This window comes from Streptomyces sp. NPDC051364 (assembly GCF_040682115.1).
Lineage (GTDB): Bacteria > Actinomycetota > Actinomycetes > Streptomycetales > Streptomycetaceae > Streptomyces.
Genome location: NZ_JBFBAH010000009.1, coordinates 315,330 through 323,503, shown reverse-complemented (window position 1 = coordinate 323,503; position 8,174 = coordinate 315,330). Strand labels below are relative to the sequence as shown.

Genomic DNA, 8,174 nt, shown 5'->3' with positions numbered 1-8,174 from the left:
ACCCTGGTACGTCCAGTACAAGCGTGCCGCTCCGCCTTGCGATGCACCGCACCGGACGACGCGAAAACGCACCCCACTTCCCCGAGGCCGCTTAGCGCCGCGTCCCGACGCCGTCAGGGGAGCCGGCCGGCCGGTCTCAGAGGCGTCCGACCCCGCCCCACTCCACCCAGTCCCGCGGCCGGTTCCCCGGGGGCGGCGGCGGGGTGTCGGGCCGCCAGTCGACCACGTCGACGAGCCCGGGCCCGAGGACGTCCAGCCCGTCGAAGTACCGGCGCACCTCGTGGGTCTCCCGTACCCGGCCCCAGGTGCCGTGGGTGGCCACGTCCATGAGTCGCGTCACGTCGCTGCGGACGACCGGATCGTCGCTGACGAGCTGGCAGATCACCATGAAACTGCCCGGCGGCAACTGCGCGGCGGTGTTCCGTACGACCGCTGCCGGATCGTTCTCGTCGTCCGTGTCCCGCAGGCAGTGCAGCACGGAGACGAACAGGGCCGCGATGGGCCGGTCCCAGTCCAGGAAGCGGTCGGTGTCCCGCCGGATCTGCCGGGTCAGCCGCAGGTCCTTGGCCAGGACGAGCGTGCGGCCGTCCTCGTGCAGGGTGGTCTGGGCGTGCGCCAGGACCATGGGGTCATTGTCGATGTACGCGACCTTGCAGCCGGGATCGGCCCGCTGCGCCACCTCGTGCACGTTGTCCTGCGTGGGCAGACCGGAGCCGTGGTCGAGGAACTGCCGGATCCCGTACTCCTCGACCAGGATGCGCACGACGCGCCGCAGGAACGCCCGGTTGTTGCGGGCCAGGAGCTGGGTGCTGGGGGCGATCTCCAGCAGCCGGGCGCAGGCCTCGCGGTCGCTCGCGTAGTTCTCCACCCCGCCCAGCAGCCAGTCGTACATCCGGGCGACGCTCGGGGTGTGCATGTCGATGAGGGGGGTCTGCGGGTGTGCGGGCGGGTGTCCCGACGGGTTCTGCGGCGACTCCATGGGCGCTGTCCCTCCGGCTGAGGTGACCGCCCATGGTAGGCAGTCGGCCGCGGGCCGGCCACCACCCGTACAGATGTACGCGGGGCCGTGCCCGCCCCCGAACGGGCACGGCCGCGCGGCGGGGCCCCAGAGGGCAGGGCCCGTGCCGGCTTGGTCCGGCTCAGGGAAATCTACGCGCGGGGTCCGCCGGGCTCGCCCATCCACAGGGTGAAATCCGTCTACCCCATTGGGGGGTCACCCTGTACAACCAAGGGTGTACTCAGGGGGGTTGACGTGCAGGTGTCCGCACATCCGGCGATGGCCCGGCTCCGGGCCGCGCTGCCGGCCGTCGGCGAGATCGTGTACGCCATCGGCTCGCTCTGGATCTCGGCCACCATGCTCCGCAACTGGCCCGACCCCAACGGCTACTGGCGGGACACCGACGCACAGGCCTACGCCCTGCTCGCCACGATCTACCTGCCGCTCGTGCTCCGCCGCCGCTTCCCGGTCGCCGTCCTGATCAGCACCGCGCTCTGCACCGGCTGCTACTTCACCCGCGGCTACTACCACGCCGTCGCCGTGTGCGGCCTCGCGCTCGCGCTGTACACCGTCGCCTCGCTCCGCGAGCGGCGAGTTTCGGCCAGATGTGCGGTCGGTGCACTGTTCGTCCTGCTCTGGGGGACCCGGCTCGCCGAACCGGGCATCGGCCCGCTCAGCGTCGGCTTCGTCACCGTCACCACGATCGTCTGCTGGGTGACCGGCGACGGCGCCCGGCGGCTGCGCGAGCTCACCCTGCAACTGCGCCGGGAACAGGAGGAGAAGGCCCGGCGGGCCGTCATGGAGGAGCGCATCCAGATCGCCCGCGAGCTGCACGACGTCATCGCCCACCACGTCTCGGTGATCTCCGTCCAGACCGGCCTCGCCGGGTACGTGTTCGCCTCCGACCCGCCGACCGCCCGCCGGGCCCTGGACACCATCGGGGACAGCGCCCACGAGGCCCTGGCGGAGATGCGCCGGATGCTCCTCGTACTCCGCGAGGACGGCCGCGCGCCCGCCGAGCAGGATCCACCCCGGGTGTCCGGGCTCGGGCGCCTCGACGAACTGGTCAAGCGGGTCGCCGAGGCCGGCGTGCCCGTAGACGTCCGGATCACGGGGACGGCGTACGCGCTGCCGCCCGGGATCGACCTGTGCGCGTACCGCGTCGTACAGGAGGCGCTCACCAATGTGATCAAGCACGCCCCGGCCGCACACACCACCGTCCATGTGCACTACGCGCAGGACGACTACCCCGGTTCCCGACGGCCGGAAGGGGCCCCTCCGGATGCGCGGGCCCGGGCCCGCCGCCACAGTGGGTCCCATGGGTATCGATGACTACAGCGGCGGCCCGGGGGCCCAGCAGACCGGCGTCCTGGTCGTGACGACGAACGACGTCCCCGGCTATCGGGTCGAGCAGGTCATCGGTGAGGTCTTCGGCCTCACCGTCCGCTCCCGCCACCTCGGCAGCCAGATCGGCGCAGGCCTGAAGTCGATGATCGGCGGTGAGCTCAAGGGCCTGACCAAGACCCTGGTGGAGACCCGCAACCAGGCCATGGAGCGGCTCATCGAGGCAGCGAAGGCCCGCGGCGCGAACGCGGTCCTGATGATGCGCTTCGACGTGACCGACGCCTCCGACGTCGGGACCGAGGTGTGTGCGTACGGGACGGCCGTCGTGATCACCCCCGCCTCCACCTGATCCCCTCATCCGCCACGTAAGTCCAGGACGGGGCTCTGCTTTGTCCATGGGCCTGTGGCGGTGCGGTCCGCAAGCTGACAGGTCAGTGAGCGGACCGCGGGCCTCCGGGCCGTGCGGTCTTCCGCCAAGGAAGCGCCGACTCCCGGAGGCCCGATGCGTACCCCCTTCCGGCCGACCGCAGCAGCCGCGGTCGCCGGTCTCCTCGCCACCCTGGTCGTCTCCGTGCCCGGGCCCGCCGCCGCGGCGGCCGCCGCCCCCCTGACGATCAGCTCGAGCGAGCTGTCCGTCGCCGTGGACAGCGGCTTCCCCCGGGTCGTCAGCTACACCCGGCGGGCCACCGGGGACGTGCTGAACGGCAACGAGGACGCGCTCTCCGCGATCGTCGTCAACGGGACCGCGTACACCCCCGCCGTGACCTCCACCCCGTCCGCCTCCGCCGTGGACTACGCGCTGTCCTTCTCCGGGGTGACCATCAGATCCCGGCTCTCGGTGACCGGTTCGGTCGTCGAGTTCAAGGTCACCGCGATCGAGGACACCCCCGCCCTGCGCGTCCGCAGCTTCGCGATCCCCGACCACAACCTCGTCAGCGTCCGCAGCGACCAGCCCGGCGCCGCGCTGGCCACGGCGAACATGCACACCGCCACCACCGGCACCGGGGACACCTTCACCCCCGTCACCGCGAGCACCCCCGTGGACCCCGCCGCGACGACCGTGATGTACGGGCTCGCCAACACCGCCGAGCTCGCCGCGGCCATCGACTCCAACTCCCTCTACGACACCCCCTCCGGCGGCACCGCCCGGGAGAACGGCCGGATCAGCAAGCGGGTCACAGACAAGGGCGCCTACCGCCGCGCCGGCCTGTGGAGCGGCGCCTGGCTCTACCGGGCCGCGGGCGCCGCCGACACCGACACCGAGCCGCTCCCGTACGCGCGGATCGCGATCACCGGGGACCGCAACGGTGACGCGACCGTCGACTGGCAGGACGCCGCCGTCGCCTACCGCGACATCTGGACCCCGCCCACCGGATGGCAGCAGACCGCCGACCGGGTCGTGCAGCGCATCCCCTTCAACTTCGCCTCCCAGGCCACGCACCCCTTCGCCGAGACCCTCGACGAGACCAAGCGCGTCAGCCTCGCCACCGACGGCCTCGGCCAGTTCGTCCTCCTCAAGGGGTACGCCTCCGAGGGCCACGACTCCGCACACATGGACTACAAGAACATCGGCTCCAAGCTGGGCGGCGCCACCGACCTGAACGCCCTCACCACCGCCGGCCACGCCTACAACGCAGACTTCGGCGTCCACATCAACGCCACCGAGGAGTACCCGGTCTCCGCGACCTTCGACCCGGCCCACCAGAGCGGCGGACTCGGCTGGGACTGGCTCGACCAGTCGTACTACGTGGACACGCGGAAGGACGGCCAGTCCGGCGAGCGGCTGAAGCGGCTCCAGGACCTCAAGACGGCCGCGCCCGGGCTCGACTTCCTCTACGTGGACGTCTGGTACGGGGACGGGTACGTCTCGCGCAAACTCCAGCGCGAGATCGGCGGCCTCGGCTTCCAGCTCGCCACCGAGTTCCCCAACACCCTGACCGAGCAGTCCCTCTGGCACCACTGGGCGGCCGACGTCAACTACGGCGGCAGCGATCTCAAGGGCATCAACTCCACCATCGCCCGGTTCGTCGCCAACCACGCCAAGGACGACTGGATCGCCGGAAACCCGCTGCTCGGCGGCGCCGAACTCACCGCGTACGAGGGCTGGCAGGGCAAGAAGGACCACACCGCCTTCCTGAACACCACCTTCGCCGTCAACCTGCCGACCAAGTACCTCCAGGAATCCCCGATCGTGAAGTGGACCGCCAACTCGGTCACCCTCGCGAACGGCACCACCGCCACCACCACGGGCAACACCCGGAAGATCACCACCGGCGGGCGCACCGTGCTCAGCGGCGGCAGCTACCTGCTCCCGCGCGACGGAAAGCTCTACCACTGGAACGACAAGGGCGGCTCCACGACCTGGACCCTGCCCGCAGGCTGGTCCGCGCCCAAGCTCTACCAGCTGACCGACACCGGCCGTCGGCTGGTCGGCGACCTCCCCGTCACCGGCGGCCGGATCACGGTCAACGCCACCGCGAAGACCGCCTACGTCGTCACCAACGGCGCCGCGCCCGCCCAGGCCGACCCGAAGTGGGGCGAGGGCACCCCGGTCGAGGACCCCTCCTTCTACGCGGGCAACCTCGACGCCTGGACCGTCACCGGGACCGGCGCCGCCGTCGCACGCAACGCCCAGGGCCAGAACGAGCTCACCTTCGCCGCCGGGACCGCCCCCGCCGTCTCCCAGCAGCTCACGGGCCTGACGCCCGGCACCTACGCCGCCTCCGTCTGGGTCTCCACACCGGCCGGCCGGGCCGCCACCCTCGACGTCACGCCCGCAGGGGGCAGTGCGGCCTCCGTGTACGCCGACTCCTCGCCCCTGACGAACAACCTGGGCGGCAGCGAGAAGAACGGCACCAGGATGCAGCGCATGAAGGTGCTCTTCGACGTCCCGGCAGGCCAGTCCGCCGCCACCCTGAAGCTCTCCGCCGCGGCCGGATCCGGCACCGTCTACCTGGACGACGTACGTGTGGTCCGCTCCGCCCGCACCCCGCTCGGCGGCCACACCTTCGCGGAGGACTTCGAGAACGCCGACGCCGGCTGGGGCCCCTTCGCCTTCGGCGGCGCAGGCGGCTCCGCCACCGACCCGCGCACCCACCTGGCCCAGCGCAACGCCCCGTACACGCAGGCCGGCTGGAACGGGAAGCTCGTCGACGACGTGATCGGCGGGCAGAACTCCCTCAAGTCGCACGAGGAGCGCAGCGGGCTCGTCTACCGAACCCTGCCCCAGACGCTGCGGCTGACCCCCGGGCACGCGTACAAGGCCGCCTTCCGCTACGAGAGCGGCTTCAGCGGGGACTACCGGTTCATCACCGGCTCCGGCAGCACCGAGACCGCCACCGCGCTGGACCAGGCCCGTACGCCCACCGCCTTCAGCACCACCTTCACCGCCGGGGCCGACGCCTGGATCGGCGTACGGAAGGTGACCCCGGAGGACTCGCACAACGAGGCCGACCTGATCCTCGACGACCTGACCGTGGACGACCTCGGGCCGGCGGGCGGCGGTGAACTCCTCGTACCGCAAGGGCAGATGGGCGTGCAGGCCGTCGACAGCCAGGAGACCGCAGGCGAGAACGGCGCCGCCGCCAACGTCCTGGACGGCGAGGCCTCCACCATCTGGCACACGCAGTGGTACGCGGCCACGGCGCCGATGCCCCACGAGATCACCCTGGACCTCGGGGCCTCGTACGACGTCTCGGCGCTGCACTGCCTGCCCCGGCAGACGCAGAGCAACGGCCGCATCGCCGGCTACCAGGTGTTCACCTCCACCGACGGGGTCACCTGGGGGACGGCGGCCGCCGCCGGGACCTTCCCGAACACGACGGCCCAGCAGGACGTCACCTTCACGCCCCGCACCGCGCGCTACGTGAGGCTCAAGGCCACGAGTGAGGTGGCCGGCAATCCGTGGAGCTCGGTCGCGGAACTCAACGTCGGTTACCGGCCCCCGTCGGCTACCGCTTCCAGAGGGTCACTTCGGTGAGGTACGTCGGGACCTTGTACTGCGTGTCGGTCGAGTCTTCGACAGTGACGATCTTGACCATGGCGAGGTTGCCCTTGGAGGTGACGGTGCACAGCAGGTCGCCCGCGACGATGGCGCGGTCCGCGCCGATGAGGTCCGACTCCGGCAGCTTGTCGGGGATCGGATCGGTGGCGGCCCCGGTCTCGCACTGTTCGGGGGTGGGGCCCTTGCTCTTACCGAACGAGGTTCCGCTTTGGACGTTCGACCAGCCCATCTCCAGCTCCCGGTCCTTCCAGCTGATCTCTCCGGACAGGGAGCCGGCCACCTTGGGGAAGTCGAGGTCGACGTCGTTGGCCTTGCCGAACTCCCTGGGCGCCAGGAGCTTCAACGGCTTGTCCTTGTACACCACGGTGTAGGCGCGGCCGGAGGGCGATGCCGAGGCGGAGGCCGAGGGGCTCGGGCTGCCGGACTGCGCCGCCGCCGGCGCCGCCGCCTCCTTCGGGGCGTCCGCGGTCTTCCCCTTGTCCTCGCCCGCGGTCTGCCGGGTGCCGCCGTCCTCGCTGCGCGTGAGGTACCAGGTGCCGCCGGCGACGAGGGCGAGTGCCAGGACTCCCGCGCCGACGACCAGCGGCATCCGGCTGCGCGCGGGGGTGGGGGCGGGTGCCGCCGAGGGTGCGCCGTAGGCGGGGCTGGGGCCGGGGGCGGTCGGCGCGCCGTACACCGGGGGCTGCGGGCTGCCCGTCGGGCCCTGGGTCGGCGCGTACGCCACCGGGACCGGTCCGGACGCCTGCGTCGTGGGCGCGTACGCTGGCTGCGCGGGCTCGGGGGTCCGGGTCGGCGCGTACGCCGGCGGGGGCGGGGACTGCGCCGGAGTCTGCACCGGGGCCGACGCCTGTGCCCGCGCCGACTGCTCGCGCCGCGCGATCTCCGCGGTCAGCGGCGCGGGCAGCCAGCCGTCGAAGTCGCGAAGGTCCCGACCCGCCGTCTGGCTGCACCACTCGGCGAGCTCGGTCGGCTGGGGCCGCTTGTCGGGGTCGGAGTGCAGGCAGCGCTCCAGCAGCTGGCGCAGCGGGTCAGGGTAGCCGCTGAGATCCGGCGCCTGCTGGGGGGTGTTGGCTATCGCGGCGGCGATCGAGAGTCCCGCGCCGTCGCCGTACGGGTGGCGGCCGGTGGCCACGACCGCGGCGATCAGCCCCAGCGCGAACACGTCGGTCGCCGAGGTGACCGTCCGGCCGAGGGCGTGCTCGGGGGACATGTACTGCGGCGTCCCGATGAACCCGCCGCTGCGCGTGAGTTGGGTGGCGTCGGTGGCCCGCGCGATGCCGAAGTCGATGACCCAGGGGCCGTTCGAGCCGAGCAGGATGTTGCTCGGCTTGAGGTCGCGGTGCACCACCGAGGCGGCGTGGATGGAGTGCAGGGCCTGCGCCGTGCAGCCGATCAGCTGGAAGACAGCTGGCAGGGGCAGCGGTCCGTGGGTCGCGAGGGCGTCGTCGAGCGCCAGGCCCGGCACGAACGCGGTGGCCAGCCACGGCTGTTCACCGCTGGTGTCGTGGTCGAGAACCGGCACGATGTGGTAGCCCTGCACGCGGCGGGCCGCCTGCACCTCGCGCTCGAAGCGGACTCGGAAGTCCTGCTCCTGGGCGAACTCGCGGCGGATGACTTTCAGGGCGACCGGCTGGTTCCCGCGGGTCCGGGAGAGATAAACGGAACCCATGCCGCCCTCGCCGATCTTCGCGAGCAGCCGGTAACCGGCTATCTCCTGCGGTTCGTCCGGCCCGAGCGGTCGCAGTTCGGCTTGGTCGGTGTTGGACATGTGGAATCCCCCTTGATGATCACAGGGTTGAGATCCTAACGGGGGGTGCCGCCCACGATCGC

At 71.8% G+C, this 8,174-nt stretch carries 5 protein-coding genes; 3 read left to right on the top strand and 2 right to left on the bottom strand.

Features of this window, described 5'->3' with window-relative positions; all coding sequences use genetic code 11:
* Positions 1-136 precede the first annotated feature (136 nt).
* Positions 137-979 carry an SAM-dependent methyltransferase gene (locus AB0M76_RS21770; RefSeq protein WP_365954415.1) on the bottom strand — a complete coding sequence of 281 codons (843 nt, stop codon included), beginning with the start codon at positions 977-979 and terminating at the stop codon, positions 137-139.
* 273 nt (positions 980-1,252) lie between these two features.
* Here AB0M76_RS21770 and AB0M76_RS21765 point away from each other — a divergent pair, with 273 nt between their 5' ends.
* From AB0M76_RS21765 to AB0M76_RS21755, 3 genes are all read left to right on the top strand, one after another.
* Positions 1,253-2,329: a histidine kinase gene (locus AB0M76_RS21765; protein ID WP_365954414.1), complete on the top strand. Its 1,077-nt coding sequence runs from the start codon at positions 1,253-1,255 to the stop codon at positions 2,327-2,329.
* Complete coding sequence (locus AB0M76_RS21760) at positions 2,316-2,690, top strand: YbjQ family protein (protein ID WP_266661159.1); 375 nt, start codon at positions 2,316-2,318, stop codon at positions 2,688-2,690. The genes AB0M76_RS21765 and AB0M76_RS21760 overlap by 14 nt, the downstream gene beginning before the upstream one ends.
* A gap of 153 nt (positions 2,691-2,843) precedes the next feature.
* Positions 2,844-6,320 carry an endo-alpha-N-acetylgalactosaminidase family protein gene (locus AB0M76_RS21755; RefSeq protein ID WP_365954413.1) on the top strand — a complete coding sequence of 1,159 codons (3,477 nt, stop codon included), beginning with the start codon at positions 2,844-2,846 and terminating at the stop codon, positions 6,318-6,320.
* Here the strand turns inward: AB0M76_RS21755 and AB0M76_RS21750 are convergent.
* A complete protein-coding gene (locus AB0M76_RS21750; RefSeq protein WP_365954412.1) occupies positions 6,292-8,112 on the bottom strand; it encodes a protein kinase in 1,821 nt (606 codons plus the stop codon). The genes AB0M76_RS21755 and AB0M76_RS21750 overlap by 29 nt on opposite strands.
* Positions 8,113-8,174 lie beyond the last annotated feature (62 nt).

Excerpts from the sequence above, each read along its gene's own strand:
- AB0M76_RS21770 (WP_365954415.1), bottom strand. The coding sequence starts at position 979 with ATGGAGTCGCCGCAGAACCCGTCGGGACACCCGCCCGCACACCCGCAG.
- AB0M76_RS21760 (WP_266661159.1), top strand. The coding sequence starts at position 2,316 with ATGGGTATCGATGACTACAGCGGCGGCCCGGGGGCCCAGCAGACCGGC.
- AB0M76_RS21755 (WP_365954413.1), top strand. The coding sequence starts at position 2,844 with ATGCGTACCCCCTTCCGGCCGACCGCAGCAGCCGCGGTCGCCGGTCTC.
- AB0M76_RS21750 (WP_365954412.1), bottom strand. The coding sequence starts at position 8,112 with ATGTCCAACACCGACCAAGCCGAACTGCGACCGCTCGGGCCGGACGAA.